Source organism: Micromonospora sp. S4605, assembly GCF_003176715.1.
In the GTDB taxonomy this organism is placed as follows: domain Bacteria; phylum Actinomycetota; class Actinomycetes; order Mycobacteriales; family Micromonosporaceae; genus Micromonospora; species Micromonospora echinaurantiaca.
In genome coordinates this window covers 1-25,581 of record NZ_QGSW01000208.1, presented here as the reverse complement: position 1 = coordinate 25,581, position 25,581 = coordinate 1, and the positions used below count along the sequence as shown (strand labels likewise).

26 protein-coding genes are annotated in these 25,581 nt (G+C 73.8%); 17 read left to right on the top strand and 9 right to left on the bottom strand.

All coding sequences use genetic code 11. The features are described 5' to 3' along the window. The 12 genes from DLJ47_RS17105 to DLJ47_RS17050 form a co-directional block, all read left to right on the top strand. Positions 1-274, top strand: a 274-nt coding sequence (locus tag DLJ47_RS17105) for a hypothetical protein (protein WP_109900971.1), incomplete at its 5' end; no start/stop codon positions are given. 276 nt (positions 275-550) lie between these two features. After that, positions 551-1,177, top strand: coding sequence for a DUF4178 domain-containing protein (locus tag DLJ47_RS17100; RefSeq protein WP_109900970.1), 627 nt, complete (start codon positions 551-553; stop codon positions 1,175-1,177). Next, positions 1,174-1,680, top strand: a complete 507-nt coding sequence (locus tag DLJ47_RS17095) for a DUF2617 family protein (protein WP_109900969.1) — start codon at positions 1,174-1,176, stop codon at positions 1,678-1,680. The genes DLJ47_RS17100 and DLJ47_RS17095 overlap by 4 nt, the downstream gene beginning before the upstream one ends. Then, complete coding sequence (locus DLJ47_RS17090; RefSeq protein ID WP_109900968.1) at positions 1,677-2,102, top strand: DUF4247 domain-containing protein; 426 nt, start codon at positions 1,677-1,679, stop codon at positions 2,100-2,102. The genes DLJ47_RS17095 and DLJ47_RS17090 overlap by 4 nt, the downstream gene beginning before the upstream one ends. A 52-nt stretch (positions 2,103-2,154) precedes the next feature. Next, entirely contained in the window at positions 2,155-2,577 is a 423-nt protein-coding gene (locus tag DLJ47_RS17085; RefSeq protein WP_109900967.1) for a DUF350 domain-containing protein, read from the top strand. Then, positions 2,577-3,374, top strand: a complete 798-nt coding sequence (locus DLJ47_RS17080) for a hypothetical protein (protein ID WP_109900966.1) — start codon at positions 2,577-2,579, stop codon at positions 3,372-3,374. Before DLJ47_RS17085 ends, DLJ47_RS17080 begins: the two co-directional genes overlap by 1 nt. Beyond that, a complete protein-coding gene (locus tag DLJ47_RS17075; RefSeq protein WP_109900965.1) occupies positions 3,371-4,939 on the top strand; it encodes a polyamine aminopropyltransferase in 1,569 nt (522 codons plus the stop codon). Before DLJ47_RS17080 ends, DLJ47_RS17075 begins: the two co-directional genes overlap by 4 nt. 84 nt (positions 4,940-5,023) lie before the next feature. Continuing rightward, the gene (locus DLJ47_RS17070) at positions 5,024-5,860 is read left to right on the top strand and encodes a hypothetical protein (RefSeq protein ID WP_109900964.1); all 837 of its coding nucleotides are present in this window, start codon (positions 5,024-5,026) and stop codon (positions 5,858-5,860) included. A gap of 71 nt (positions 5,861-5,931) precedes the next feature. Beyond that, positions 5,932-6,567, top strand: coding sequence for a hypothetical protein (locus DLJ47_RS17065; RefSeq protein WP_233257867.1), 636 nt, complete (start codon positions 5,932-5,934; stop codon positions 6,565-6,567). A gap of 5 nt (positions 6,568-6,572) precedes the next feature. Continuing rightward, positions 6,573-7,382, top strand: a complete 810-nt coding sequence (locus DLJ47_RS17060) for an SDR family NAD(P)-dependent oxidoreductase (RefSeq protein ID WP_109900972.1) — start codon at positions 6,573-6,575, stop codon at positions 7,380-7,382. A 166-nt stretch (positions 7,383-7,548) separates the two neighbouring features. Beyond that, on the top strand, positions 7,549-8,088 hold the full coding sequence (gene pyrE, locus DLJ47_RS17055; RefSeq protein WP_109900963.1) for an orotate phosphoribosyltransferase: 540 nt from the start codon (positions 7,549-7,551) through the stop codon (positions 8,086-8,088). Positions 8,089-8,145: 57 nt separating this feature from the next. Further along, complete coding sequence (locus DLJ47_RS17050; RefSeq protein WP_007073957.1) at positions 8,146-8,523, top strand: ArsR/SmtB family transcription factor; 378 nt, start codon at positions 8,146-8,148, stop codon at positions 8,521-8,523. Positions 8,524-8,581: 58 nt separating this feature from the next. Here DLJ47_RS17050 and DLJ47_RS17045 read toward each other — a convergent pair whose 3' ends face one another. The 6 genes from DLJ47_RS17045 to DLJ47_RS17020 form a co-directional block, all read right to left on the bottom strand. Further along, entirely contained in the window at positions 8,582-9,295 is a 714-nt protein-coding gene (locus DLJ47_RS17045; RefSeq protein ID WP_109900962.1) for a DedA family protein, read from the bottom strand. 105 nt (positions 9,296-9,400) lie between these two features. Next, positions 9,401-10,186: a thioesterase family protein gene (locus DLJ47_RS17040; RefSeq protein WP_109900961.1), complete on the bottom strand. Its 786-nt coding sequence runs from the start codon at positions 10,184-10,186 to the stop codon at positions 9,401-9,403. 52 nt (positions 10,187-10,238) lie between these two features. Further along, entirely contained in the window at positions 10,239-12,764 is a 2,526-nt protein-coding gene (locus DLJ47_RS17035) for a polynucleotide kinase-phosphatase (RefSeq protein ID WP_109900960.1), read from the bottom strand. Next, positions 12,761-14,179 (bottom strand): 3' terminal RNA ribose 2'-O-methyltransferase Hen1, encoded by a 1,419-nt coding sequence (locus DLJ47_RS17030; protein WP_109900959.1) that lies wholly within the window; start codon positions 14,177-14,179, stop codon positions 12,761-12,763. Before DLJ47_RS17030 ends, DLJ47_RS17035 begins: the two co-directional genes overlap by 4 nt. Positions 14,180-14,490: 311 nt before the next feature. Next, positions 14,491-16,071 carry an LPXTG cell wall anchor domain-containing protein gene (locus tag DLJ47_RS17025; RefSeq protein ID WP_109900958.1) on the bottom strand — a complete coding sequence of 527 codons (1,581 nt, stop codon included), beginning with the start codon at positions 16,069-16,071 and terminating at the stop codon, positions 14,491-14,493. 212 nt (positions 16,072-16,283) lie between these two features. Then, a complete protein-coding gene (locus tag DLJ47_RS17020; protein WP_146228108.1) occupies positions 16,284-17,828 on the bottom strand; it encodes a hypothetical protein in 1,545 nt (514 codons plus the stop codon). Between the two features lie 112 nt (positions 17,829-17,940). On the opposite strand from DLJ47_RS17020, the gene DLJ47_RS17015 reads away from it, so the two are divergent. Beyond that, on the top strand, positions 17,941-18,420 hold the full coding sequence (locus DLJ47_RS17015; RefSeq protein ID WP_109900956.1) for a SigE family RNA polymerase sigma factor: 480 nt from the start codon (positions 17,941-17,943) through the stop codon (positions 18,418-18,420). 2 nt (positions 18,421-18,422) lie between these two features. After that, positions 18,423-19,490: an LCP family protein gene (locus DLJ47_RS17010; RefSeq protein ID WP_109900955.1), complete on the top strand. Its 1,068-nt coding sequence runs from the start codon at positions 18,423-18,425 to the stop codon at positions 19,488-19,490. A gap of 5 nt (positions 19,491-19,495) precedes the next feature. Here the strand turns inward: DLJ47_RS17010 and DLJ47_RS17005 are convergent, their stop codons facing one another. After that, entirely contained in the window at positions 19,496-19,708 is a 213-nt protein-coding gene (locus tag DLJ47_RS17005) for a hypothetical protein (RefSeq protein WP_088996849.1), read from the bottom strand. Positions 19,709-19,862: 154 nt separating this feature from the next. Here DLJ47_RS17005 and DLJ47_RS17000 point away from each other — a divergent pair, with 154 nt between their 5' ends. Next, positions 19,863-20,246 carry a phage holin family protein gene (locus DLJ47_RS17000; protein WP_109900954.1) on the top strand — a complete coding sequence of 128 codons (384 nt, stop codon included), beginning with the start codon at positions 19,863-19,865 and terminating at the stop codon, positions 20,244-20,246. Between the two features lie 167 nt (positions 20,247-20,413). Further along, positions 20,414-21,436, top strand: coding sequence for a class II fructose-bisphosphate aldolase (gene fbaA, locus DLJ47_RS16995; RefSeq protein ID WP_088996851.1), 1,023 nt, complete (start codon positions 20,414-20,416; stop codon positions 21,434-21,436). A 64-nt stretch (positions 21,437-21,500) separates the two neighbouring features. Here fbaA and DLJ47_RS16990 read toward each other — a convergent pair whose 3' ends face one another. Then, positions 21,501-22,706: an LOG family protein gene (locus DLJ47_RS16990; protein WP_199235886.1), complete on the bottom strand. Its 1,206-nt coding sequence runs from the start codon at positions 22,704-22,706 to the stop codon at positions 21,501-21,503. Between the two features lie 241 nt (positions 22,707-22,947). On the opposite strand from DLJ47_RS16990, the gene DLJ47_RS16985 reads away from it, so the two are divergent. Continuing rightward, positions 22,948-23,376 (top strand): DUF3151 domain-containing protein, encoded by a 429-nt coding sequence (locus DLJ47_RS16985; protein ID WP_109900952.1) that lies wholly within the window; start codon positions 22,948-22,950, stop codon positions 23,374-23,376. A 102-nt stretch (positions 23,377-23,478) separates the two neighbouring features. Here the strand turns inward: DLJ47_RS16985 and DLJ47_RS16980 are convergent, their stop codons facing one another. Further along, positions 23,479-25,452, bottom strand: a complete 1,974-nt coding sequence (locus DLJ47_RS16980) for a chromosome partitioning protein (RefSeq protein WP_446723570.1) — start codon at positions 25,450-25,452, stop codon at positions 23,479-23,481. Positions 25,453-25,581 lie beyond the last annotated feature (129 nt).

The window sequence follows — 25,581 nt, the reverse complement described above, 5'->3', positions numbered from 1 at the left end:
GCTGCCGGCGACCGAGGCGTACCGGCGGGTGGGGGCGGCGCTGGCCGAGCACCCCGAGCAGGTACGCGGACAGCTCGACCGGCTGCTCGCCGAGGGCTCGCCGGCCGGCCGGGCGTACGCGGCGACGCTGCTGGCCCGCCTCGACCCGGCGGCCGGCCGGGCGGCCTGGTCGGCGCTGGCCGAGGACCCGGGCGAGTTCACCACGTTCAGCGGCTGCGTGATGGGCCGCACCACGCTGCGCGAGTACGCCACGGAGCGACTTGCCGAAGCATGATCCATTCGCCGGCCCGAGGCTGGCCGATCGGGCCTGCCGGGGCCGGCCGCGCAGCCGTACGTTGCCTGCCATGAGCCCGCCCACCGGCACCCCGGCCCGCCGACCGGCCCTTGGCGCGGCTCGCCGACCGGCCCGTGGAGCGGCCCGCGGGCCGGCCCGCCGGTTGCTGCCGGTCGGAGGACGGCGGGTAGTCGGTCGGTCACCGGTGCGACACGCGGTCGGGCCAGGTGCACCGGGTTGTTACCGTCTCCGCCGACGTACCTGGGGAGGTGCTCGGTGAACGGGTCGGTGGCGTACCTGGCGACGGCGGTGGGGTGCCTGGTCGGGGTGGCCGGAATCGTGGTCGCGGTGGTGGCGCTGCGCCGTGCCCGGTCCCGGCCGCAGGGACGGCCGGCCCCGGGCGATCCGTTGCGCGACCGGGACGCCGACGCGCTGCGCGGCGACCCGCGCCGCCTGCAACCCGGCGACCTGGTGGAGATCCGGCAGGTGACGTACGCGGTCCGCGGCTCGATCCGGTTGGTCGAGGGCGGCTGGAGCTGGACCGAGCACCTGCTGGACGACGCCGCCGGCGTGCGCCGCTGGCTCTCCGTGGAGGAGGACCCGGAGCTGGAACTGGTGCTCTGGACCGCCGAGCCGGCCGCGACCATCACCCCGGGCGCCCCGACCATCGACTTCGCCGGCCGCCGCTACAGCTGGGACGAGTCCGGGCAGGCCCGCTACACCGCCACCGGCACCACCGGCCTCGACCCGAACGGCACCATGCGCTACCACGACTACCAGGCGCCCGGCGGCGCCCGGCTCTCCTTCGAGGCGTACGGCGAGGCGGGCTGGGAGGTGGCCCGGGGCGAGGTGCTGCACCGCGCCGAGGTGATGATCTACCCGCAGGGCGGGACCGACCGGTGATCGTCACCCTGCACGCCCCGTACGTCGACACCAGCGCGGCCGACCTCAGCCTCGCCCTCGACGACGTCGAGCGGCCCGCGCTGCACGTGCTGGACCTCGACCTGCCCGGCGCCGTCCGGCTGCGGCTGCGGCTGCTCGGCGCCTCGCACCAGGTGGTGCTGCGGGCGCCCGGCGCGGCGCTGACCGAGACCGTGGCCTGCCTGCCCGGCCGTCCCCCCGAGCTGCCCGGCGCGCTGCACGACGAACGGTCCGGCTACCGGTTCACCGCCACCGTGCTGCGCCCCGCGGGCAGCGGCCTGCGGGACCGGGTGGCCGCCCTCCGGGCCGACCTGGCCGACGACCCGTACGCGCTGGTGGGGGTGTTTCCCGGCGACGTCGACGCGGTCACCGCGCTGTCGGTGCGGCCCGACCCGCCGGACGGCACCCTCGGCTGGCGCACCTGGCACGCGTACCCCCAGACCAACGAGCTGGTCCTGACCGAAACGGTGGTGGCACTGCGATGACGTACCGACGCTGGTTCGTGGTGGGGGCGGTGTTCGCCGTCATCGGCGCGCTGGTCGCCGCGTTCGCCATCTTCTACGGCAACTTCTCGCCGCGCGGCTACGTGGAGGACCGGTACACCCGGGCGGCCAGCCGGGACATCGGCGCGGACGCGGTGGCGTACACGTCGCCCCGGTCGCCGAGCCAGGTGGCGAAGGAGGTCACCGACGCCTGGCAGCCGGCCGACCAGTACGTCGACGGCAGCGGCGTCTACCTGCGCTACGACGACGACTCGGTGGTCATCCTGCCGATCGCCACCGGCTCGCTGATCCTGCTCGAACAACTGCGTACCGCCTACCCCCGCTACCACTCCACGGTCGGCAACCACTGGGGTTGGGGACGCGGCAACACCGTCCGGGGCGGCGGCCCGGGCAGCGGCAAGTAACCCCGGCTTCTGCGTACCTGGCACGTCGATCCCCCTCACCCTGGAGAACCCTGTGCAGACCCTCGTCACCGATCTGCTGGTCACCCTCGCCTACGGGGTGGTCGGCGTCCTGCTGATGGGCATCGGCTACGTCCTGGTGGACGTCGCCACCCCCGGCAAGCTCAACGAGCTGATCTGGAACGAGCGCAACCGCAACGCCGCGCTGCTGCTCGCCTCGAACCTGGCCGGGGTGGGCATCATCGTGGTCGCCGCGATCTCCGCCAGCGAGGACGACTTCGTGCTCGGCCTGGTCGGCGCGGCCGCGTACGGCGTCCTCGGCCTGGTCATCATGGCGGCGGCGTTCCTGCTGCTCGACGCGGCCACCCCGGGCCGGCTGGGCGAACTGCTGGTCGACCCGGAGCCGCACCCGGCGGTCTGGGTCTCGGCCGTCGTCCACCTCGCCACCGGCGCGATCATCGCCGCCGCGATCAGCTGATGGCCACCGCCAAGCGCACCCCGGCCACCGGCCGGAAGACCTCCAAGGCGGCCGTCTGGATCACCTGGCTGAGCGTGGCCGCGGTGCTCGGCGGCTGCGTCGTCGCCGGGGTGCTCAACAACGACGGGGATGCCGACGTGCCGGCCCCGGTCGCGCAGGAGCGCGACGACACCGTGGCGATCCTGAAGCGCTCCTCGGCCAGCCAGGGCGTCTGCTACGGCTGGGAGCTGACGGACTACTTCGGTTACGGCGACCCGGTCAGCGTCGGCTCCAACCTCGGCGACGGGGTGGCGGTCGAGGACAACCCGTCCTGCCCGCGTTGGCTGCAGGTGGGCGTCCGGGTCTACTACGCGTCGGAGAGCAGCGAGAGCGAGGACAACGCCTACGTCGACGTCACCGGCTCCGACGACTTCTCCGCCACGGAACTGCTGCGCATCGAGAACGGGCTGGACCGGCTCGGGGTCACCCGTGAGGTCTTCGTCGACGACCCGGGCTGGGCGGTCACCCGGGCCGCCGTGATGTTGCCGCTGCTCGCCGTCGAGGCCGGAGTGGCCCAGCCGGCCGCCACGCCGACCCCGGCCGCGGCGGCACCGTCGCCGCTGCCCGACCCCGGCGGCGACCTGTGGCGGGACCGCTGGGGCTACCTGCTCGCCGCCGCCGGCCTGCTGCTGGTCACCGCGCTGCTGGTCACCGTCGGAGTCGTGCAGCGCCGCCGGCAGCGGGCGAAGCAGGCCTCCGTGCCGGCGCAGCGCGCCGGCCGCAAGCGGACCGCGGCGCGTACCCCGGAGAAGGCGTGACCGTCGACGCGCCGGCACGGCCGCGCTGGCGACTGGCCCGGGCGGCGGTGCTGCTCGCGGTCTTCGTCTGCGCGGCCTGCGGCCTGGTCTACGAGCTGGCGCTGGTCGCGCTCGGCAGCTACCTGATCGGCGACACGGTCGGCCAGGCGTCGATCGTGCTCGGCGTGATGGTGTTCGCGATGGGCGTCGGCGCGCTCGCCGCGAAGCCGTTGCAGTCCCGGGCGGCCGCCGCGTTCGCCGCCGTCGAGCTGCTGCTGGCGCTGCTCGGCGGTCTGTCGGTGCTCGGCCTCTACGCCGCCTTCGCCTGGCTCGATCTCTACGGGCCGGCGCTGGTCGGCACCGCCTTCGTGCTCGGGCTGCTGATCGGCGCGGAGATCCCGCTGCTGATGGTGCTGCTGCAACGGATCCGGGAGCAGGCCGCCGGCAGCGCGGTCGCCGACCTGTTCGCCGCCGACTACGTCGGCGCGCTGCTCGGCGGGCTGGCCTTCCCGTTCCTGCTGCTGCCGGCCTTCGGCCAGCTCAAGGGGGCGCTGGTGGTGGGGGCGGTGAACGCCGCCGCCGGGCTGGCGCTGGTCTGCACCGTCTTCCGTCGCGAGCTGAGCCGCCGGGCGCGGGTCGCGCTCGGCGCCGGCACCGTCGTGGTCGCCCTCTGCCTCGGGTACGCGTGGGTGACCGCGCACGACTTCGAGCTGACCGCCCGCCAGCAGCTCTACCGGGACCCGGTGGTGCACGCCGAGCGCAGCCGGTACCAGGAGATCGTGCTGACCCGCTCGGTCAGCGAACCCGGCCGCACCGGCACCGACCTGCGGCTCTACCTCAACGGCGACCTCCAGTTCAGCTCGGCCGACGAGTACCGCTACCACGAGGCGCTGGTGCACCCGGTGCTGAACGGGCCGCGCGGCGAGGTGCTGGTGCTCGGCGCCGGCGACGGGCTCGCGGTCCGTGAGCTGCTGCGCTACCCGGACGTCCGGCGGATCACCGTGGTCGACCTGGACCCGGCGGTGGTGGCGCTGGCCCGCAGCGAGCCGCAGTTGCGCCGGCTCAACGGCGGGGCGCTCGACGACCCCCGGGTGCGGGTGCTGCACGCCGACGCGTTCACCTGGCTGCGCGACGCCACGGACCGGTTCGACGCGGTGGTCGCCGACCTGCCCGACCCGGACGAGACGGCCACCGCCAAGCTCTACACGGTCGAGTTCTACGCGTTGGTCCGCGCGGTGCTCGCCGACGGCGGCCGGCTGGTGGTGCAGTCCGGCTCGCCGTACTTCGCGCCCCGGTCGTACTGGTCGATCGAGGCGTCGCTGCGCGAGGCGGGCTTCGCCACCACGCCGTACCACGTGGACGTGCCCTCCTTCGGCGACTGGGGTTTCCTGCTCGCCGCGCCCGGCGCCACCCCGCCCGCGCTGGCGTTGCCGGCCGAGGCGCCGGCGCTGCGCTTCCTCGACGCGGCGACCCTGGCCGCGGCCGGGGCCTTCCCCGCCGACCGGCGCCGGCTGGACGTGCCGGCCTCCACCCTGCTGCACCCCAAGGTGCTGGAGTACGCCCGCGCGGAGTGGCGCGGCTACTGACCGTACCGGCGGGTCCGGCCGCCGAGGCATGCCTCGCTGGCCGGTTGTCGATACGGTGTGGGCGCGATCTAGGGAAGGAGAATCGTGGTCGACACCCAGAACCCGCCGGCCCGGTCACGGCCGGGCGTGGTGACGATATCCAGCTACCTGCTGATTCTGTTCGCCGTGCTCCAGGTGATCAGCCTCATCATCTCGCTCGCCACGATCGGCACGGTGCGCGACGTGTTGGACGAGGCGTACAGCGGCACCTCGGCCAACGGCATGCAGAACGTCGCGGACTTCGCGTTCGCGGCGGGCATCGCCTCCAGCATCCTGTTCCTGCTGCTGTCGCTCGGCCTCGCGGTTCTTGCCCTGTTCAACAACCGGGGCAGCAACGGCTCGCGGATCGCCACCTGGATCCTCGGCGGCATCATGGTCTGCTGCACCGGCGGCAACCTGATCGGTGGTGTGACCGGTAGCTTCGGCGGGACCACCGGCGGGACCGACGGGGACGTGCCGAGCGGCGAGGAGATCCAGCGGATGCTGGACGACCGGCTGCCCGCGTGGGTCACCCCGGTCACCGTCCTGCTCGGGGTGCTCTCGCTGCTCGCCCTGCTCGCCGCGCTGATCCTGCTGGCGCTGCCGAAGGCGAACGAGTTCTTCCGCAAGCCGAAGCAGGTGTGGGAGCCGCCGGTGCCCGGCGCGTCCTACCCCGGCTACCCGCAGGCGCCGGGCCAGCCCGGTTACCCGCAGACCCCGGGCCAGCCCGGTTACCCGGCCGCGCCGGGTTACCCGCCGGCCCCCGGCCAGCCGGGTGGCGCGGCCGAGCCGCCGTACCCGGGCGGCCCGCAGCAGCCGGGGAGCGCGCCCGGCGGCCCGGAGCAGCCGGGTGGGCAGCCCGGGTCGGACCGCCCCGGCCCGACCCCGCCGCCGGTGAGCTGAGCGCCGGATAACGACGACGCCGACGGTCCCTCCGAGTAGGTTGCATCCGACGCCTACCGGAGGGACTCGTCGTGTCGTACCCCGATCAGGCCCCGTCCCGTCGGCCGGCCGTGGTCGTGCTGGCCGCCGCGGTGCTGGCCGTGATGGCGGTCGCCGCGGTCGGGTATGCCGTGGCCGGCCTGCTCGCCCTCGGCGGCGCCGTCGCGGAGTTCCGGTCGGCCGCCGCCGGCACCTCGGCCCGACCCGACGAGATCGACGGCATGGTCACCCTGCTCCGGGTGTCCACCGTGCTCACCGCGGTGGTGAGCCTGCTGGGCGGGCTGCTCCTCGCCGGGCTGGCCCTCGGCCTGCTCGCCGGCCGCTCCGGCGCCCGGGTCGGCACCTGGGTGGTGAGCGGGCTGGGTCTGCTCTTCGGTTGCTGCGGGCTGGCGGTGCTGGTCGGGCAGCGGGCCGCCCCGCTGCGGCTGGGCGCCGACGAGCGGGCCACCGCCGAGTTGCTGGCCCTGCTCGGCGACGCCCAGCCGGGCTGGTGGCTGCCGGTCAACGCGGGGCTTTCCGTCGGCCAGGTGCTCGGCTACCTTGTGGTGGCCGCGCTGCTGGCCCTGCCGGCGGCGAACGCGTGGTTCCGCCGGCGGCCGCCGGTCGGGCCGACCGCTCGGCAGCAGCCGCCCGCGGCGCCGCTGGCGCCCCCGTACCCGCCCAGGTGAGGCCCGTGACCGTCGACCAGCCCGACACCGAGCGGCGGGCAGTGATCACCGGAGGCACGGCCGGCATCGGCGCGGCCTTCGCCCGGCGGCTCGCCGCCGACGGCTGGCACCTGGTGCTGGTGGCCCGGGACGCCGACCGCCTCGCCGCGATGGCCGCCGAGCTGACCGGCCGGTACGGCCGGACGGTGGAGACCATCCCCGCCGACCTGTCCACCGACGACGGATGCGTCGCGGTGGAACGCCGGCTCGCCGCCGGGCCCTCGGTCGAGCTGCTGGTGAACAACGCCGGGATCAGCCTGAACACGCCGTTCCTGCGATCGTCCGTCGAGGACGAGTCCCGGTTGCTCCGGCTCAACGTGCACGCGGTGATGCGGCTGACCCTGGCCGCCCTCCGGCCGATGACCGAACGCCGGCGCGGGGCAGTGATAAATGTCTCTTCCGTCGCCGGTTTCGGGGCCGTGATGCCGGGGTCGACGTACTCGGCCAGCAAGGCGTGGGTGACCAACTTCAGCGAGTCGGTGGGCCAGTCCGCCCGGCCGTTCGGGGTGCGGGTGATGGCGCTCTGCCCCGGCTACACCCGCACCGAGTTCCACGACCGGGCCGGCATCAACATGTCGAAGACACCGGGGTGGATGTGGCTGCGGGCCGACGACGTGGTCGACGAGGCCCTGCGTGACCTGCGGAAAGGCAAGCTGGTCAGCGTTCCGGCGTGGAAGTACAAGCTGGCCGTGGCGGGCCTGCGGCACGCGCCGCGGCGGCTGCTCGAGGTGGTCTCCCGGGACACCCGGGGCCGGATCGGCCGCGAGAACGGCTGACCCCGTCGGTCGCGCCGACCGGGCCCGCCGCTCGTCAGACGTCCGGCCGCGTAACGCCCACGGTCGCTCAGCGTAGCCAGACATCGCCACCCATCTTTCGCCCGCAGGGTGGATCCAGGTGGACCCCGCACGCGGCTCACAGACTTCCGCAGTACCCTCTATCGCCATGGGGGCCCACGACGACCTGCGTAAATTCATTACCGACCTGGCTGTGGTCCACGGACGGGTGGTGCTCTCCTCCGGGCGCGAAGCCGACTGGTACGTCGATCTGCGGCGCGTCACGCTCCATCACCAGGCTGCGCCGTTGGTCGGCCGGGTGATGCGTGACCTCACCGCCGACTGGACGTACGACGCGGTGGGCGGGCTGACTCTCGGCGCGGATCCGATCGCGCTGTCGATGCTGCACGCCGCGTCCGAAACTGATCGCCCGCTGGACGCCTTTGTGGTCCGCAAGGCGGGCAAGGCGCACGGGTTGCAACGCCGGATCGAAGGTCCGGACGTGGCCGGGCGCCGGGTGTTGGCGGTGGAGGACACCTCCACCACCGGGGGGAGTGTGTTGACCGCCGTCGAGGCCCTTCGCGAGGTCGGGGCCGACGTGGTGGGCGTGGCGGTTATTGTTGATCGAGGCGCCGGCGACGCGGTGCGAGCCGCCGGATTGCCGTATCGGGCGGCCTATACGTTGGCTGACCTCGGCCTTGTGGCGTAAAAGTCTGCCGATTCGGATCTGCTGATATGCAGGCGGATCGATGCTGCTGGTGGAAGGATGGAATACGTGGGAACTGCGTTGGCTGAAATGACTATGCCTCAGATCTCGCCGCTTGCCGGCGAGCCGATCGAACGTGCCGATGCCGAGCGTCTCGCCGGGGTCCTCAAGGCCCTCGCCGACCCCGCTCGGCTGCGGCTGCTCAGCCTGATCCAGTCGGCGCCCGAGGGCGAGGCGTGCGTGTGCGACCTGACCGCGCCGCTCGGCCTCTCGCAGCCGACGGTCAGCCACCACCTGCGGATCCTCACCGAGGCCGGCCTGCTGGAGCGGGAGAAGCGTGGTGTGTGGGCGTACTACCGGCTGGTCCCGACCGCGATCGCCACGATCGCCGATCTGCTGACCCCGCCGCGCAAGCGGGCCACCAAGAAGGCTCGCTGACCCGTACCGATCGTCCGGTGCCATCCCAGTCCGGGACGGCACCGGACGGCCGGGCCGATCAGTGCTTGCCGTAGTGCTCGCGGGTCTCCCGGATCGCCTCCTCGGCGGCGGCCCGCTCCTGCGGGGTGGTGCCCCGCTTGGCCGCCATCCGGGCCCGGAGCAACTCGACCGCGATCGGGATCACCGAGATGCCGACGATGGCGATCAGGATCAGCTCGATGTTTGCCTTGACGAACGGGATCTGGCCGAGGAAGTAGCCGAGCACCGTCACGCCGGTGCCCCACAGGATCCCGCCGATGACGTTGTAGGTCACGAAGGTGCGGTAGTTCATCCGGCTCACCCCGGCCACGATCGGGGTGAAGGTCCGTACGATCGGCACGAACCGGGCCAGCACGATGGAGCGGGCACCGTACTTCTCGAAGAAGTCGTGCGCCTTGAGCACGTTCTCCTGCTTGAACAGCCGCGAGTTGGGGCGACGGAACAGCGCCGGGCCGACCTTGCGGCCGAACGCGTAGCCGACCTGGTCGCCGGCGATCGCGGCGATGGTGATCAGCAGGCAGACCAGCCAGAGCGGCCAGGTGATGTACTGCCCGTCGGCGGTGAGCAGGCCCGCGGTGAACAGCAGCGAGTCGCCCGGCAGGAAGAAGCCGATCAGCAGGCCCGACTCGGCGAAGACGATGACCAGGATGCCGAGCAGCCCGAACGTCGAGATCAACACCTCTGGATCGAGCCAGCTCGGCCCCAGGGCCAGGGTGGTGGTGGGCGTCGGCACGAGCTGACCTCCGATGAATGCCGGTTCGGTGACGGAACGTCCGTAGTCTAGGTGGCCGCCCCACGCGGCGGTGCTCGACGTCACACCGGCGCCCGGGCGGCCCGCCTAGCGTGGCGCGACGACGAGCGTCTGCACCGCCCGGCCCACGGTGCCGGCGGTGTCGGCCAGCCGGCTCTCCGCGACACCGGAACCGTGCGGCCCGATGGTGGTGGCCGAGTCGAGCAGCAGCCACTCGCCGCGCGGCGGCCGGTGCAGGGTCACCGTCAGGTCGACGTTCACGAACAGCCAGCGGGCCAGATCCAGCCGGGCGCTGACCCCGCTGCCCGAGTCCGCCACCAGCAGCGCCAGCTCCGCCGGACGGACCGGCTCCGCAGGCAGCAGCGGGATCCGGGGCCGTACCCACACCCGGGCCGGACCCGGCTCGGCGAACGCGCCGGCCACGAAGCGCCACTGCATCGCGACCAGGTAACCGGCGGCGTGCGCCGAGGACCAGAACTCCGGCTCGGTGCCGGCGTCGGGCCCGGGCACCGCCGGCGCGTCGTCGGGCGTCGCCGGCGTCGGCTCGGCCGGGGTGAGGATGCGCCAGCCCCGGGCGTGCAGCACCTCCTGCCCGCCCGCCTCGGCGATCCCCTCCACCAGGGTGATCCGGCGACCGGCGCGCAGCGTCCGCACGCGCAGGGTCAGCTCCGCCACCGGAACCGGGCGCAGGATGTCCACCGACATCCGGGTGAGCGGCTGGCCGTCGACCCGGTCGTGGTCGGCGAGCGCCCGGGCGAGCAGCGCCGACGGCGGTCCGGCGTGCTGGGCGGCGGGATCCCACGGGCCGGCGGTCGCCGGGGTGGCCACGAACCGGTTCGCGCCGGCCGGCTCGTAGAACGCCTCGTACGTCATGGTCGGCGACCATACCCGCCGGTACGCCCGGCCCGGGCGCCCCGCCGGCCGCCTACAGCCGCGGGTCGACCGGCTCCGACTCGCAGGCCAGGATCGCGAAGACCAGCTCGTGCCGGCGCCACAGCGGCGCACCGGCCACCAGGGCGTCCAGCGCCGCCAGGCCCAGCCCGTGCTCGCGCAGCGCCAGCCCCCGCTTGCGCCCCAGCGACCGGCCGCGCAGCGCGGCGAGCTGCTCCGGCTCGGTGTAGCCGGGGCCGTAGATGATCCGCAGGTACTCCCGGCCCCGACACTTGATGCCCGGCTGGAGCAGCGAGCCCCGCTCGCTGCGCGCGGCGAGCCCGGCGTACGGCTTGACCACCATGCCCTCGCCGCCGGCCGCGGTGAGCGCCAGCCACCAGTCGGTGGCGGCGGCCACCGCGTCGGCGTCGGCCAGGTCCACCACCTGCCGCCGGGTCGGGGTGAAGAACTCCGGGTCGGCGGCGCAGAGCCGGTCGGCCAGCGCCAGGTGCCAGCCGTGGTCCCGGTCGGCGTAGCCGGCCTTCGCGCCGGCGAGCACCGCGAACGGGGCGAGGGTCACCCCGCGCAGCCCGTCGGTCGGCCCCACGTACGCCCGGTAGGCGGCCGAGTAGGCCAGCACCTCGTCCCGGCGGCGGGCCATCCGGTCCCGCAGCTCACCCACCGGCAGGCCCCGACCGGCGGCGGCGTCCAAGGCCGCCAGCGCCGCCGGCAGCGCGGCCCGGCCGGCGGCGCCGACCCCGGCGTACTGGTCGCGGATCAGCCCGCCCGCCTTCGCCGACCAGGGCAGCAGCTCGCAGTCGAGCAGCAGCCAGTCGGTCTCCAGCTCGGCCCAGAGGCCCGCCGCGGTCACCGCCGCGCGGACCCGGCCGAGCAGTTCGTCGTCCAGCGGCGCGCCGAAGAACGGCCGGCCGGTGCGGGTGTGCACCACCCCGCCGCCCGGCCCGAACGGTCCGGCGTCCGGCTCCCGGCAGACCAGCACGACCGCCCGCGAGCCCATGTGCTTCTCCTCGCAGACCACCCGGTCCACGCCGGCGGCCCGGTAGTCGGCGAACGCCTCCGCCGGGTGCTCCAGGAAGCCGTCCCGCTGCGAGGTCGAGCAGGGCGCCATCGTCGGCGGCAGCCAGGCCAGCCAGCGCGGGTCCACCGCGAACCGGCTCATCACCTCCAGCGCGGCGGCGGCGTTCTCCGCCGGCACGGTGAGCGAACCGTACGGGTGCTCGACGTGCCGCCGGCCGGCCACGTCGGTCAGCTCCAGCACCTCGTCGGGCCGGGCCGGGGCGGCGGTCAGCGGGCGGACCGGGGCGTACCACTCCCGCTCCGCCGGCACCGAGACCAACTCCTTCTCCGGGTAGCGCAGCGCGGTGAGCCGGCCGCCGAAGACGCAGCCGGTGTCGACGCAGATGGTGTTGTTCACCCACTCCGGCTCCGGGGTGGGCGTGTGCCCGTAGACCACCATGGCCGAGCCCCGGTAGTCGCGGGCCCACGGGTAGCGCACCGGCAGGCCGTACTCGTCGGTCTCGCCGGTGGTCTCGCCGAACAGCGCGAACGCCCGCACCCGCCCCGAGGCGCGGCCCTGGTACTCCTCCTTCAGCCCGGCGTGCGCCACCACCAGCCGGCCGCCGTCCAGCACGTAGTGGCTGACCAGGCCGTCGACGAAGGCCGCCACGTCGGCCACGAACTCCTCGGGCTCCGCCGCCAGCTGCTCCATCGTCTCGGCCAGGCCGTGGGTGAGTCGCACGTTGCGGCCGCGCAGCCGGCGCAGCAGCTTCTGCTCGTGGTTGCCGGGCACGCAGATCGCGTGCCCGGCGGCGACCATGCCCATCACCAGGCGGAGCACACCGGGCGAGTCCGGGCCGCGGTCCACCAGGTCACCGACGAAGACGGCGGTACGCCCCGACGGGTGCGTGGCGTCCACCGGCCGGCCGTGCTCGTCGTGGTGCAGCTGCCAGCCCAGCCGGGTCAGCAACGCCGCCAGCTCGGTGCGGCAGCCGTGCACGTCGCCGACGATGTCGAACGGCCCGGTCAGCTCGCGCCGGTCGTTGAACAGCTTCTCGTAGCGGATCTCGGCGGCGTCGATCTCGTCCACGCCGCGCAGCACGTGCACCTTGCGGAAGCCCTCCCGGGCCAGCTGCCCGTACGAGCGACGCAGGTCGCGCTGCATCCGGGCGAGCACCTGCCGGCCGAAGGTGCGGTCGGCACGGGCGCCGGTGCGCTCCCAGGCCAGCGTCTCGGGCACGTCCAGCACGATGGCCACCGGCAGTACGTCGTGCTCGCGGGCCACCCGCACGAGGGCGGCCCGGGCGTGCGGCTGAAGGTTGGTCGCGTCGACGACGGTGAGCCGGCCGCGTCGCAGCCGGGTGGCGGCGACGTGGTGCAGCGCCTCGAACGCGTCGGCGGAGGCGGACTGGTCGTTCTCGTCGTCGGCGACCATCGCCCGGAAGGCGTCCGAGGAGAGCACCTGGCTGGGCGCGAAGTGCCGGCGGGCGAAGGTGGACTTGCCCGAGCCGGAGATGCCGACCAGCGCCACCAGGGCCAGCTCGGGGATGTCGAGGGTGCTCATCGGTTCGCCTCCTCCCGGGTGAACACGGCCAGTTGGGTCGGGGCGCCGACCTCGGGGTCGTCGTCGCCGACGCCGCGGATCACGGCGGGGTAGCCGTAGGTGGTGGTCACCCGGTCGACCCAGGCGGCGAATTCGGCGCGGGTCCACTCGAACCGGTGGTCCGGGTGCCGGAACCGGCCCGCCGGCAGGCCCTCGTAGCGGACGTTGTACTCGACGTTGGGCGTGGTCACCACGACGGTGCCCGGGCGGGCGTGACCGAACACGACGTCCTCCAGCGCCGGCAGCCGGGCCGGGTCGACGTGCTCGACCACCTCCATCAGCACCGCCGCGTCGTAGCCGCGCAGCCGGTCGTCCCGGTAGGTCAACGCGGACTGCCAGAGCCGCACCCGGTCGCGCTGCCGCTCGGGCAGCCGGTCGAGCCGCAGCCGCCGGGCGGCCAGCGCCAGCGCGTGGGTGGCCACGTCGGTGCCGACGACCTCGGTGAACCGGCGGTCGCCGACCAGCGCCGCGAGCAGCGCACCCCCGCCGCAGCCCAGGTCGAGCACCCGGCTCGCGCCCGCCTCGGTGAGCGCGGCGAGGACCGCCTCCCGGCGGCGCGCGGCCAGCGACGGCTGGCGCACGGTGCCCTCGGTGGCGATCTCGTCCACCGCGTCGGGCTCGGCGGCGGCCGGCTCGTCGGCCAGCCGCTGCTCGGCGAGCCGGGCCAGCGCCCGCCGGTGCGCCAGGTACCGGCGGGTGATCATGCCCCGCTCCGGGTGGTCGGCCAGCCAGCCGGCGCCGGCCCGGAGCAGCTTGTCCACCTCGTCCGGGGCCACCCAGTAGTGCTTGGCGTCGTCCAGCACCGGCAGCAGGACGTAGAGGTGGTTCAGCGCGTCGGCGACCCGCACGGTGCCGGTCAGGGTCAGGTCGACGTACCGGCTGTCGCCCCACTCCGGATGCTGCTCGTCGAGCGGAATGGCGCGGGCGGTGACCGACCAGCCGAGCGGGGCGAAGAGCCGGACCGCCACCTCGGCCCCGCCACGGCAGCGCAGCACCGGGACGTTGACCTCCAGCGGGATCGGCGTACCGGCCAGCTCCGGCCGCTCCCGGGACTCCCCGCGCAGCGCCGACCGGTACACCTTGGACAGCGCCGAGGAGAGCAGGCTCGACGCCGCGTACGGCCGGTCGTTGACGTACCGCCCGAGGGTGAAGCCCTCCGGGGCCGGCTGCCGGCCGCGACGGCGCCCGCCGGCCAGCCGCTGCGGGTCGACGTCGAGCAGCAGGGCGGCCGTGCAGCGCTGCTCGCCGGCCTCGGGGTAGAACACGTGCGCGGTGCCCACCGGCACGTCGAAGGAGTGCGCCCGGTCGGGGTGCTTGACCAGCAGGTGACCGAGGTCGGTCGCCGGCCGGTGGGTCGTGGTCAGGGTGAGCAGCACGCGCCCAATGGTGGCAGTGCCTTCGATCTTGCGTCGTCCCGTTTTCGGGGGTCGTGGTCTTTGAGCCTCGGGCTGTTGCGGTTGGGGCTCCCCCGGAAACCCGTCGTGGTCCGGCGCCGTCCGTCGGTTCTTCTTGGCCGCTGGTGGTGGGGTGCGTGCTGCTCGCGTTTGGTTCTGGGCGGAGATGGTGGTGCTTGCTGCCCTGCTCTGGGTCTGGGGCGGGGATGGCGGGTGTGCTGCCCTCTTGGGTCCGGCTGAAAAGGTGGTGCCCCGCCGACTGGGTCGGCGGGGCACCGGTGGTGGTGGGCTGGTCAGGCGACGAAGCGGGTGCGGCGGCGCTTGGCCACCAGGTAGCCGCCGACGCCGGCGGCGAGCAGCAGAGCGCCGATGCCGGCGATCAGGCCGGTCGACTCACCGGTGATCGGCAGGGCGCCGCCGTCACCGTCGCCGCCGCCGTTGCCACCGGTCGCGTTGACCACAATCTTGGCGGTGTCGTTTGCCGCGTTCAGGTCCTTGACCGCGGTCTCGTCCGGCCCGCCGTGGAACAGTTCGACCTGGCCGGTCAGGCTGCCGGCCTGATCGATGCGGAGAGAGAACGGAAACTCCACCTTCTTGCCGCTGCCCACCACCTCAGGCACGAAGCATGCGTAAGCCGCCGCGCCAGGCTTGCCGGAATCCGGGCCGAACTCGCCCTCAGCGTCGGCGCAGTTCTCCGGTGCCTCGACCGCCGTGGTGCCCTTGGGCAGGGTGACCAGCGCCATGGTGTAGATGCCGTGCTCGCCACCGGCGTTGACCGCTGCCGGCCCGTTGTTGGTGAAGCCGACCGTGACGGGGACGGTCTCGCCGACCGCACCGTCCACGGCCGCGCCGTTGGCCGCCACATCCGCCTTCTGGTTGCCCTTGACCGCGAGCTGGATGCTGGTTTCGTTGTTGTACGGGTCCACGTCGCTCTGCGGCAACGACCGGGTCAGGGAGCGTGCGGCGACCGACGGCTCGAGCTTCAGAATGCCCTCGTCGCCCTTCACGCTCTTGCCGAAATCGGGCACCTGGGCCCGGAACGCCGCCCAGTCCGCCGGGGTGAGCCAGCTGGCGAAGCCGTAGTCGTTGTTCGGCGCCCACGAATCACGGGGGACAGCGAAACCGAAGGAGTCGTCCAGCCGGGCACCGCCACCCGCCGCTACCGTGCCGTCGAGCGTGCACGCGTAGGACCAGGTGTCGAAGTTGTCGAAGTACTCGCAGTTCTCGTACCGCTTCGCGGGTGCGAGACCGTACGAGCCGAAGAAGAACAGCACCGCGCCGCGAGCTTCCGCCTCGCCCTGGTTGCCCACTGACAGCGGGGAGTTCACCGTACTGCCCGGGGTGCCGGTCAACTGGAGGAACGGCTCCGAGGTCAGGTCGACCCCTTCGCCGACCGTGATGGTGGAACGGTAGCTGGCGGTACCGGCGTCCGGAGCGGTGACGGTGAACGCCAGCTCACCCTCCTGCCCGGCCTTGGCGGTGGCCCGCGGCAGGACCAGGAGGGAGAGCAGGTCCAGGTCCGGCTCAGCGTCGTTCTTGACCGTGCAGGTGATGATGGCGTCCGTTTCCGTGCAGGAGCCGGGGCCATCCGGGCGCTGCACCTCGGCGAAGCCGTCGACGGCGCTGCGGTCCACCTTCACCGTGTAGGTGGTGAACGGCTCGTCCACCAGTGAGTAGAGCGAGATGCCCTTTTCCGGTCCACCGGGAGCGACGATCACAGGGTTTGCGTACAGCGCGAAGCCCTCGGCCGCCTTCGCGTCGGTGAGCGTTGCCCCGGCGTCGCCGGTGGCGGACGCGGGGGTGGCGGAGGCGGCGACGAACGCGCCTGCGACGCCCAACCCGGCGAGCCAACGCCGGGTGGAGTTCTTGAGCATTGGGGGTTCCTCCCGTGGGGGTGACAGGTGGAGCCCGTGGATCTTAAGGAGCCGCTAAGGCGCGCCGCTGACCGGAAGTGGCCCTACCAGCGAATATCGACCGAATGGTTGAGCAGGAGCACCGCAACGTCCGGACGGTGCCGTGCGCGCTGTCGCCGCACCACGCTGGAGCGTGACTTTCCCTCCGGACCAGCGAACGGCCTGGCGGGAGATCAGGCGACGAAGCGGGTGCGGCGTCGGGTCAGCAGGTAGCCGGAGCCGCCTGCGGCGAGCAGCAGGGCGCCGAGGCGGGCGATCAGGCCGGTGGAACCGCCGGTGATCGGCAGCGAACCGCCGTCCCCACCAGTGCCGCCGGTACGCGGGGTGACGGTGATCCGGGCCGTGTCGTTGGCGGCGTTCAGGTCGCCCGGCACGTCGACGGTCACCGCGCCGGAGGTGGGCCCGGCCAGTCGATCGACGCGCAGGGTGACGGGGAACTCCAGGCGCTCACCCGCGCTGGCGAAATCGGTACCGCTGTGGCACCCGTACGTTCGGGCTCCGGGCTGGCCGAACTCGTCGGCCGGGTGCCACCCGTCCGCGTCGATCGGCGCGCACAGGTGCGTCACCTCGACCGCCGTGGTGCCCGCTGGGATGCTTACCCGCAGCAGCGGCTGGATCCGCCAGATCTCCACGCGGGCCGGCCCGAGGTTGTGGAACGCGCTGGTCACCCGCACCCGGTCGCCGACCCGGGCGCTGACGCTGCTGCCGACCGCGGCCACGTCGGCCGTCCGGTCGCCGGTGACGGTGAGGTCCACGGCGGTCCAGTTGTTCCACGGCGCGGTGTCGGTCTGCCGGCTCGCCGGCTGTTCGACCAGGCGCAACTCCTCGCCCGTGCCCGGGGTGTCCGGCGGCAGCGGCTCGTAAGGGTTCTGCTCGACCAGCGCCCAGTCGTCGGTCGTCCACCACTGGAGGCGGTTGGCCAGCACGAGGCCGCTGCGGGCACCGGCGTCGACGGCGAGCGGTAGCGGCGCCGAGAGCCGGTAGGACACCCCGGGCCGCAGTTCGGTGTCGAACCGGCAGATCGTGGGCCGGGTCTCCTGGTGGCGGCAGTTGCGGAAGTTCCCGGTGTAGCCCAGCAGCCAGTCCGCGGTGAACACCAGCACGGCGCCGTCCACCGGGGTGGGGCCGGCATTGCGGACGGTGCTCGACAGCTCGAGCCGGGCGCCCGGCCCGCCGCGGAGGGTGGCCCGCGGCTCGGTCTGCAGGTCGATCCCCTCGACCACGGTGACCGTGGTGGTCCGGGTGGCGGTGCCCGCCGCCGACATCCCGGTGATCGTCAGCTCGGCCTGTTCGGCAAGCGGGGCGTCCGCCCGGGCGGTCACCCGGTAGTAGAGCCGCGGCGTGCGGCTCCACGTGTCGAACGCCGTCGCGCAGCGCACGACGTCGCGGTCGCGCGCGCAGTCCCACCCGTTGTCGGTCAGCTCGAAGCCGCCCAACGCCGCCGCCTCGGACGCGTCGATCTCGATGGTCACCGGCACTTTCTCTGGTGCCGGGTAACCGTCGAACCGGACGTCGATCTGGCCGAGGGCGCTGTGCCCGGGCGCGACGAGCACGTCCCGGGACGCGATCCGCAACTGCCCGGCCGCGGCGGTCGCGGCGACGGCACCGACAGCGACGAATCCGGCCGCGACGGCGATCCCGGCGAGCCAGCGTCGGACGGAGTGCCGGAGCATGGTGACGCCCTCCCGGTTGACAGCGGAGCGTGGCCAGGCTCTCACGGAAATCGCTCTACCGGGGGACCGCCGTGCCCGGCCGGCGGGCCGATCGCAACCCGATCGCAACGTTCCGCCGACCCGCACCCGTCATCTGGGGCAGAGCCCGGGAGGTGCAGTGACGTACGAGGAGTTCGCGGACTCGCGGCTGGCCGCGCTGCTGCGGTACGCGGTCATGCTGACCGGTGACCCGCACCAGGCGCAGGACCTGGTGCAGGACACCATGGTGCGGGTCCAGCTCAACTGGCGCCGGGTGGCCCGGGCGGACTCGCCCGAACGCTACGTACGCCGGATGCTGACCAACCAGTACGTCGACTGGCACCGGGGTTCCTGGATGCGGCGGGTGCTGCTGCGCGCGGAGCCCGACGACGCGCTGCCGGCGCCGACCGACCACGCCCAGCACGCGGTGGACCGGGACCAGGTCTGGTCCTGGCTCGCCCGGCTGCCCCGCCGGCAACGGGCCACCCTGGTGCTCCGCTACTACGAGGACCTGCCCGACGCCGAGATCGCCGACATCCTGGGCTGCGCCGTCGGCACCGTCCGCTCGTCCATCTCCCGCGCCCTGGCCACGCTGCGCGCCGAATACGTGGAGGCCTGACCGTGATCGAAGACGACCTGCGTGCCGCCTTCGCCCGGCACGAGCCGCTGGCCCCGCCCACCGGTCCGGTGCGGGCCGCGATCGCCCGGCTCGTCGCCGTGCGGCGCCGCCGCCAGCGGCGGTTGCGGGCCGGCGGCGCCGCGCTCGCCCTGCTCGCGCTGCTGGGCGTCGGGATACCGCAGTTCACGCCCGACCGGGTCGCCGAGGACGCCACCCTGCTCACCGAGCCGGGCCGGCGCGCTCCCGCCGGGGCGCTGAACGTGCTGCTGCTCGGCGTCGACTCGCGCGGCGACCAGGTACCCCCGCTGGCCGACTCGGTGCTGCTCGTGCACATACCCGCCGACCGCGGCCGGCCGTTCCTGGTCTCCCTTCCCCGGGACCTGGAGGTGGCCATCCCGGGCCACGGGCGGGACAAGCTGAACGCTGCCGCCGCGTACGGCGCGCGGGTGGACGGGGGGTTCGACCTGGCGCGCGGCTACGAGCTGACCCGGCGGACGGTGACCGACCTGACCGGCGTACGCGTCGACGCCGGTGCGGTGCTCACCTATCCGGTGCTGCGCCAGTTGACCGACCTGCTGAGCGGGGTGGAGGTCTGCCTGCCGCAGCGGGTCCGGTCGAGCCACACCGACCGGGTCTTCCCGGCCGGCTGCCAGCACCTCGACGGCCGGGCCGCGGTCGACCTGCTCCGGCAACGCATGAGGCTGCCGGACGGCGGATTCGACCGGGACCGTAACGCCCAGCGCTTCGCCGACGGTCTGATCCGCCGGGCCGGTGAGCAGGGCGTGCTGCGCGATCCGGTGCGGCTCTCCCGCATCGTCGCCGAGATCGGACCGGACCTGAGCGTGGCCGCCACCGGCGGATCGCTGCTCGACCTGCTGCAGGTGGTCCCCGAGCTGGCGTCGGTCGAACCGGTCGGGCTCAACCTCCCGGTCGCCGAATCGACGGAGGGCGGCCACTGGGTCCTGCGCCCGGACCCGGAGGCCGCCCCGGCCTTCCTCGCCGCGCTACGCGAGGACCGGCTGGCGCAGTGGACCGCGCAGCACCCGGAGCGGGTCACCCGGCTCCGCTGAGCGGGTCAGCGGTAGTCGTCCTCGTCGCCGGCGACCACCCGGGCCTGCTCCATCGCGTCCCAGTCGTCGACCTCCAGGCCCCGGTGCGGCTCGGTGTCGCCGTCGGCGGGGTCGATCGACGCGGCCTGCTCGACCGCGTCGGCCGGCTCCGCCTCCGGGTCGCGTTCCTCCGGGGTGAGGTGGTCGCTGGGGGCGAAGTCCTCCTCGGGCTGAGCCATCAGTCCCTCCCTGGATCTCGGCGGACGGTCACCACACACCGTACGGGCTGCGCCGGTCGTCCGCTCGCAACGCGGGTGGAAGGCCGGCCCGGGGGACCCGCCCAGTCGACGGAATCGCCCCACCGGCCGGTGGGCCCGGTGCCAGGATGGAACGGTGGGCTTCCTGATCCGGCTGGCGATCACCGCCGTCGCGCTGTGGATCACCACGCTGATCGTGCCCGGGGTGGAGGTGAGCGGCCGGTCCGGCGGCGACGACGCGCTCACGCTGGTGGTCGTGGCCCTGATCTTCGGCGTGGTCAACGCGGTGCTGAAGCCGTTGATCAAGGTGGTCGGCTGTGTCTTCTACCTGCTCACCCTCGGCCTGTTCGCGCTGGTGGTGAACGCGCTGCTGTTCCTGCTCACCGACGCCATCGCCGGGGCGCTCGACCTGCCGTTCCAGGTGGACGGTTTCTGGGCGGCGTTCTGGGGCGCCATCGTGATGGCCGTGGTGACCTGGCTGATCAGCGTGGTCCTGCCGGACCGCTGGGAGGCCCGGTGACGGCACCCGTCCGGCCCCCCGCCGCCGAAGTGCGGACGCGCACCGGGTCGGTTGTGCCGGCACGGCGCTCCTACGGGATACTGCCGGCGGAGGACAGCGCGGTCCGGCGCACCCAATGGACAACAGCGGCCAGCACGGCCGACAGCGGTTAGTAAGGAGCGTTCGACATGCCCATCGCTTCCCCCGAGGCTTACGCGGAGATGCTGGACCGCGCCAAGGCCGGCCGGTACGCGTACCCCGCGATCAACGTGACGTCCTCGCAGACGCTGAACGCCGCGTTGAAGGGCTTCGCCGACGCGGAGAGTGACGGCATCATCCAGGTCTCCACCGGTGGCGCGGAGTACCTCTCCGGACCGTCGGTGAAGGACATGGTCACCGGCGCCGCCGCGTTCGCCGCGTACGCGCACGAGGTCGCCAAGAACTACCCGGTGAACATCGCCCTGCACACCGACCACTGCCCCAAGGAGAAGCTGGACAAGTTCGTCCGGCCGCTGATGAAGATCTCCCAGGAGCGGGTGCAGCGGGGCGAGGAGCCGCTGTTCCAGTCGCACATGTGGGACGGCTCGGCCGTGCCGGTGGCGGAGAACCTGGAGATCGCCGAGCAGCTGCTCACCGAGGCCGCCAAGGGCAAGATCGTCCTGGAGATCGAGGTCGGCGTGGTCGGCGGCGAGGAGGACGGCGTCGAGAACGCCATCAACGAGAAGCTCTACACCACTGTCGAGGACGGCCTGGCCATGGTCGACGCGCTCGGCCTCGGCGAGAAGGGCCGCTACATGGCGGCGCTGACCTTCGGCAACGTGCACGGCGTCTACAAGCCGGGCAACGTCAAGCTCCGCCCGCAGGTGCTGCACGACATCCAGGTGGCGGTCGGCGCCAAGTACGGCAAGGAGAAGCCGCTCAGCCTGGTCTTCCACGGCGGTTCCGGCTCGCTGCTGTCGGAGATCCGCGAGGCGCTGGACTACGGCGTGGTGAAGATGAACATCGACACCGACACCCAGTACTGCTTCACCCGGCCGGTCGCGGACCACATGTTCCGCAACTACGACGGCGTCCTCAAGGTCGACGGCGAGGTCGGCAACAAGAAGATGTACGACCCGCGGGTCTGGGGCAAGGCCGCCGAGGCCGGCATGGCGGCCCGGGTCGTGGAGGCCTGCGAGGCGCTGCGCTCGACCGGCACCAAGATGAAGTGACGGGCTGAGACCCGCGACGGCCGGCTCCCCGCCCGGGAGCCGGCCGTCGGCGTTCCCGGCCCGGTCAGGCGCCCGCCGTGAGCAGTCGGACGGCCTCGTGCACGTCGTCGGTGAGGTGCACGGTCGCGGACAGGTCGCCGAAGGGCGAGGCGGCCAGCAGCGGCCGCAGCAGCGACTCCACCGGCAGCTCCCGGGTCCAGTAGGCACGGTCCAGGAAGACGTACGCGCCGCTCGCCCCGTCGGTGCCGTAGTAGGTCTTCGTGGCCGCCTGGAACACCTCCTGGAGGGTGCCGGCCCGGCCGGGGGCGAAGACGATCCCGCCCCGGGCCAGCCGCAGGATGGTGTCCTCCCGGATCGCGTTGGAGAAGTACTTGGCGATCCGGCCGGCGAACAGGTTCGCCGGTTCGTGCCCGTACAGCCAGGTGGGGATGGCCAGCCCACCGGTGCGCGCCCAGTCCAGGTCCAGGCCGCGCTGGCGGGGCACGGCCGTCGGCGCGTACCGCTCGCGGACCTGGAGCGCGACCGCCGTGTAGCGGTCGTGGTCGGTGAAGTCGGGGGCCGTGGCGAGCAGGTCGATCGCCGCGGTCAGCTCCTCGGCGGGGCGGGGGGCGAGGTAGGCGCCGAGGTTCGCCGCCTCCATCACCCCCGGCCCGCCGCCGGTCACCACCAGCCGGTCGGCCCGGGCCAGCTCCCAGCCCAGCACGGCGGCCATCCGGTACGGCACGCTGCCGCGCGGCACCGCGTGGCCGCCCATCACGCCGACCACCGACTGCGGCCCGTGCACGGCCAGCCAGGCGCGGGTGGCGTCGGCCAGCGCGTTGTCCACGCCGTGGTCGTGCAGCCGCTGGCCGAGCGCCTCCTTCACCTCCGGCAACGCCCCGCCGTGGGCGCGGAAGTGCTCGTAGACCCGGGTGTCGTACATCCCGGCGAACCCAGCCTCGACGAAGCCGGCGGCGAGGTCCTCCGGGGTGTAGAGGTGCGACGGCTGGGTCGGGTACGGCAGCCCGGAGAACGGCGGCACCACGTTCGCGCCGCGCCGGACCAGGTCGGCGCCGACCTCCCGGTTGGCGAACCGGCAGCCGACGAAGAGGGTGCCGGTGACCGTGACGGCGGTGAGGTCGGGCACCGGGTCCAGGTCGAGCCGGAGCCCCTGCACGGTCAGGCCGGCGAGGCTGCCGGTGGCGAGCCGTTCGTCGAAGGCGGCCCGGGTCTCGATCTCGTCGGTGCAGATGTGCGGCTCGATGACGTCCGCGGGTGGTGGAGTCGGCACCGGATCATCCTGCCCAACGCCGTCCAGCCGGCAAACCTGGGTCGGACGGACAGGAGCCCGGCGGCTGCGGCCACCGGGCTCCTGCGTAACCGGGTCCTGGGGAGGCTCCGGACCAATAGTTGTAGTGGAAAATTCTTGACGGCGGCATAGGCCGCAGGCGTGACCAACTCCTCAGCCGTTCAGCCATCCCGGTTGCCCGACCCTCTCGCGTGTCGGTACGCGAAGCGGGTTGAATGGGGCGATGCAGAACCTGTTGCCGGAGCCACCGGCCACCCTCCTCCCCGCGCACGACGAGGCCGACGCCGCCCTGTCCGCCGCCGAGCAGGCCGGCAGCGACCAGGCGTTCGCCGAGGTGGCGGCGCGATTCCCGAGCTACAGCGCGGGCTGGGGCGCGCTCGCGGCCCGCGCCTTCGCCGAGGGCCAGGTGATCCCGGCGTACGCGTACGCGCGCACCGGCTACCACCGGGGACTGGACCAGCTGCGTCGCAGCGGCTGGAAGGGGCACGGCCCGGTGCCGTGGTCGCACGAGCCGAACCGCGGCTTCCTGCGCTGCCTCTACGTGCTGTCCCGGGCGGCCGACGCGATCGGCGAGGCGGACGAGGCGGCCCGCTGCGCCCAGTTCCTGCGGGACTGCGACCCGGCCGCCGCGGACGCGCTGGCCAGCAACTGACCCGCGCGCTCGACCCCGCGATCTTGCAGTTCCGCTCCTCGCTCCACGGCATTCGCCCGTTCCGCCCGGGCGGAAACTGCAAGATCGCGGACGCCGCTGTCGCTACAGGCCCTCGGCGACCGCTGCGGCGATCTTGAGCCAGGCGTCCCGGGTGGCCGCGGAGAGCGCGCCGTACCGGATCGGCTCGCCGGTGTCGATGAGCCGCTCGTACGGCGCGAGCAGCACCGCCCGGGTGCGGGCGGCGAAGTGCTGCTGGATCGCCGGCAGGTCGATCTCCTTGCGGGACGGGGGCATGGAGACCACGCTGACCGCCTGCCGGACCAGCCGCTGCCGTCCGCTCTGCTCCAGGTGGTCGAGCATCCGGGCGGCCGTCTCGGCCGAGTCGTTGCGGGCCGACATGGTGACCACCAGTTGGTCGGTGGCGTCCATCGCGGCCTGCCAGTTCTGCGCCCGGACGTTGTTCCCGGTGTCCACGAAGATCAGCTTGTAGAAGCGGCTGACCACCTCGCGGATCTCGGCGAACGCGGCGGCGGTGAGCATCTCGCCGCCGGTGGCCGACTCGTCCGAGGCGAGGACGTCGAACATCCCCTCGCCCTGCGACCGGACGTACTGCGACAGGTCGCCGATCCGCCCGTGCGCTCCCTGGAACTGGCCCAGGTCACGCAGCAGGTCGCGGACCGTACGGGCGTGGAAGTCCTGCTGGGCGCGCATGCCCAGGGTGCCCTGGGTCTCGTTGTTGTCCCAGGCCAGCACGTAGCCGCCGCGCTTCTGGCCGAACGTCATGGCCAGCAGCAGGATGGCAACCGTCTTGCCGGCGCCGCCCTTCGGGTTCACCACGGTCACCTGGCGCAGCCCGCCGAAGTTGCGCCGGACCATCTCGATGTCCCGCTTCAGTTCCAGCTCGTGCCGGCCGGGCGGCAGGCGCAACCCGACCTTGTTGAACACCGCCCGTACGCCCAGGGTGGCGACCGGGTCGGCCGGGCGTACCTGCCGACGCCGGGCGAAGTCCTCGGCGGTCGGCGGCGCGGTCGTCTCCGGACTCCAGTCCGGGTCCGGTTGCGCCGGCGGCACCCGGGTCACCCCGTCCGCCGGCCGGTACGGCTGCCGCGGGGCGGGGCCGGTCTGCGGCGGGCCCTGCTGCCAGCCCGGCGGATACCAGCCCGGCTGGGGCGGAAACGGCCCCGGCGGCGGCGCGTCCTGCCGCGGGCCGGCTGTCGCGTCCGTCCCTGGGCCGGGTGGCGCATCTGGGTCGGGTGGTTCGCCGGTCGCTGGTTGCGGCATCCCTGGTTGCGGCATCGCGGGTGGCGGCTCCGCGCCCATGGCCCCGCCCGGCGCAGCCGCGACTCCGCCGGCCAGCTGCGGCACGCTCTCCGGGGGCAGGGCGGTGCTCTGGCGCGGGACGGTGGGTCCGTGCTGCGTCGCGGCGATGGTGCCGTGCACCGGTGCCGGTGCCGGTGCCGGTGCCGGTGCCGGTGTCGGTGCGGCCGGCGAGGCGGGGCCGGGCGAGCCCGGGACCGGCCCGTTCGAAGCGCTCGCCGGTTCGGCCGGGCCGTTGGACGACTCGACGGCGCCGGATCGCTGCGGCGGCTGGGCCCAGGGCGACTCGGTGCCCCGGCCGGCCGGGGCCGGACCGGAGGCCGGGCTGGGGCTGTCGGGTTGCGGGTCGTCGGTGGGGTTGTCGGGCACTGCCCTGTCGGGTGTCCCGGGCGGGTCGGGTTGAGGTGGGCTCGCGGTCGCGGCGGAAGCCGTCACTGCGCCTGCTGGCGGGCGGGACGGTGCCGGTCCGGCCATGGTGCCCTGGTCGAGGGTGAAGGGCAGGTCGAGATCGACCGGCTGCCCGGTCCGGGGTGCCGGCACGCCGCTCGCCACCGGTGCCCCCACTGCCTCGTCCCGGCCCGCCGCCGGGTCAGCCGTGGCGGCGCCCGGCCCGTCCGAGGCACCGCGCAGGGTGCCATCGGTAGCGCCGGGCCCGGCCGCTCCGGAGCCGTCCCGTCCGGGTGCCACCGTCGCGCCGGCCGGAGTCGGCGCACCGGGTGCGGCGGCAGGTGAGGTGGCTGGAGTCGGTGATCCGGTCACCGGGGTCGGCACGCCGGGCGGCTGTGTCGCTGGGGTTCGCGCTCCGGTTGCCGGTGTCTGGGGGCCGGGCGCCTGGGCCGGTGGCGCCGGCGGAGTCGTCGGCCCGGCCGCCGGGGTCGGGGCGACGAC